Raw genomic sequence first — 2,680 nt, forward strand, 5'->3', positions numbered from 1 at the left:
TACCACGAACGGGTCATGTAGCGCAGATGGAGCGGCCACGGATCGTCGCGCGGGCGGTGCTCGGCCTGGTCGGCGGCGGGGTCAGCCGAGGCCGAGGCGCTCCATGCGCTTGCCGTGGTTGCTCTGCAGGCGGCGGAACATGGCTCCGATGCCGGTCAGGTCGCCCGAGCCCTTGATGATCAGCTCGGCCAGCGCGTCGCGCTCGGCGACCACCCGCTGCGCCTGCATGATCGCCTCGCCCAGCAGGCGCCGACCCCACAGCGTCAGCTTGTCGCGCAGCTGCCGGTCGTCCTCGCAGGCCGCCTGCACCTCGCGCTCGGCGAAGGCCGCGTGCCCGGTGTCGGCCAGGACCGCGAGCACCAGATCGCGCGACGTCGGGTCGAGCCACTCGGCGACCTCGCGGTAGAAATCGGCCGCCAGACCGTCTCCGACGTAGGCCTTGACGAGTGATTCCAGCCACGAATGCGGCGCGGTGGAGGCGTTGAACGCTTCGAACGGCTCGGCGAAGGGCTCCATCACGGCGCCGATCTCCACCCCGCGCCCGGCGAGGTGCTCCTCGAGCAGCCGGTAGTGCCCCATCTCCGCCGCCGCCATGCTGGCCAGCGCTGCGCGCCCGGTCAGAGTGGGTGCGGTGCGCGCGTCCTCGGCGAGACGGTCGAACGCGGTGAGCTCGCCGTAGGCCAGTGCCGCCAGCAGATCCACGACGCCTTCCGAGTAACGTTCGTCACTTTCTCCCGGCAGCGCCGCGTTCTGGTCAGCCTCACTCATGGCTGCGAGCGTAACCGGCGGCGCGCCCGAGTTATACGCGCCACGGTCAGAACGGCCGACCAACAGGTATCCTTTGACATCGGAGGAGCTTCGGCGTCCAGCGGGCGGCCTGCCGGTCGCGCACCGCGGGGCTGGCTCCCCGAACGTCACGATCCGGGCGCGACAGCCCGAGCGGGACGGCCCCGGACCACTGCCGGCGCGAACGCGGCCCACGAGAGCTCGCACGCCGGTTTTGGCGTACGCGACGCCGAGAGGAACGAACCGCAGCGGATCTCCGCTGAGCGAACAGAGGCGCGCATCATCACGTCGGTGACCACGAGCACAGCGAGCGGCTGGGAACAGCAGGCCGCAGTCCTCGGAGGCCGTCGCCACGGATCGACCCGAACCGGGACGCGAGCGCGCAGGTACCGAGAGAGGCGATCATTCTGACGTTCACCAACACCCAGGCCCCGGACGGCCTCGAAGACCCCAACGGCGGCAGTCCCGAGGCCGAGGAGCCGGGAACCGCGAACGCCACCCCGCAAGCCCCGACCTTCGCCGAGCTCGACGTGCACCCGGACATCGTCCGGGCGCTGAGCGAATCGGGCATCGAACGCACCTTCGCCATCCAGGAACTGACCCTGCCGCTGGCGATGAACGGCGAGGACCTGATCGGCCAGGCCCGCACCGGCACCGGCAAGACGCTGGGCTTCGGCGTCCCGCTGCTGCACCGCGTGCAGGTGCCCGGCGACGGCACCCCGCAGGCGCTCGTCGTGGTCCCGACCCGCGAGCTGTGCCTGCAGGTCACCCGCGACCTCACGGACGCGGGCAAGCACCTGGGCGTGCGCACCGTCGCGGTCTACGGCGGCCGCCCCTACGAGGAGCAGATCTCCGCCCTGCAGAAGGGCGTCGACGTCGTCATCGGCACCCCCGGCCGCCTGCTCGACCTGGCCGAACAGCGCCACCTGGTGCTCGGCAAGGTCCGCGGCCTGGTGCTCGACGAGGCCGACGAGATGCTCGACCTGGGCTTCCTGCCCGACATCGAGCGGATCCTGCACATGGTTCCCGAGCAGCGGCAGACGATGCTGTTCTCGGCCACCATGCCGGGCCCGATCCTGACCCTGGCCCGCACCTTCATGACCCGCCCCACGCACATCCGCGCGGAGCAGGCCGACGAGAGCGCGGTCCACGAGCGCACCAAGCAGTTCATCTACCGGGCGCACGCGATGGACAAGGCCGAGCTGATCGCCAAGGCCATGCAGGCCGAGGGCCGCGGGCTGGCGATGATCTTCAGCCGCACCAAGCGGCAGGCCCAGAAGGTGGCCGACGAGCTCACCGAGCGCGGCTTCGCGGCCGGCGCGGTGCACGGCGACCTCGGTCAGGGCGCCCGCGAGAAGGCGCTGCGCGCGTTCCGCTCCGGCAAGGTCGACATCCTGGTCGCCACCGACGTGGCGGCCCGGGGCATCGACGTCGCCGGGGTCACGCACGTGATCAACCTGCAGTGCCCGGACGACGAGAAGACCTACGTGCACCGCATCGGCCGCACCGGCCGGGCCGGCCGCGAGGGCGTCGCGATCACGCTGGTCGACTGGGACGAAGAGCCCCGCTGGAAGCTGATCAGCGACACGCTCGGCCTGGACAAGCCGCAGCCGGTGGAGACCTACTCCACCTCGCCGCACCTGTTCACCGACCTCGACATCCCGACCGACGTCACCGGTCGGCTGCCGCTGTCCAAGCGCACCCGGGAAGGCCTCGACGCCGAGCCCGAGGCGCAGGGCGGCGAGGCCAAGCGCCCGCGCCGCAGCCGCCGCCGCACCCGCGGTGGCAAGGAGTCCCGAGGCGAAGCCGACGCCGGTGCCCGCCAGGACAGCGACTCCGAGACCCGGCCCGCGCGCACGCGTCAGCGCCGCCGCACCCGCGGCGGAGCCGAGGC

At 71.9% G+C, this 2,680-nt stretch carries 2 protein-coding genes; one reads left to right on the forward strand and one right to left on the reverse strand.

Translation table 11 applies throughout. The features are described from left to right. Window positions 1–81: 81 nt before the first annotated feature. A complete protein-coding gene (locus ABTZ89_RS37780) occupies window positions 82–768 on the reverse strand; it encodes a ferritin-like fold-containing protein (RefSeq protein ID WP_270948797.1) in 687 nt (228 codons plus the stop codon). A 548-nt stretch (window positions 769–1,316) separates the two neighbouring features. Between ABTZ89_RS37780 and ABTZ89_RS37785 the strand changes: the two genes are divergently transcribed. Next, on the forward strand, window positions 1,317–2,680 hold a 1,364-nt coding region (locus ABTZ89_RS37785; protein ID WP_351054094.1), incomplete at its 3' end, for a DEAD/DEAH box helicase.

Origin of the sequence: Saccharopolyspora sp. NPDC002686 (genome assembly GCF_040295745.1) — a bacterium.
Lineage (GTDB): Bacteria > Actinomycetota > Actinomycetes > Mycobacteriales > Pseudonocardiaceae > Saccharopolyspora > Saccharopolyspora oryzae.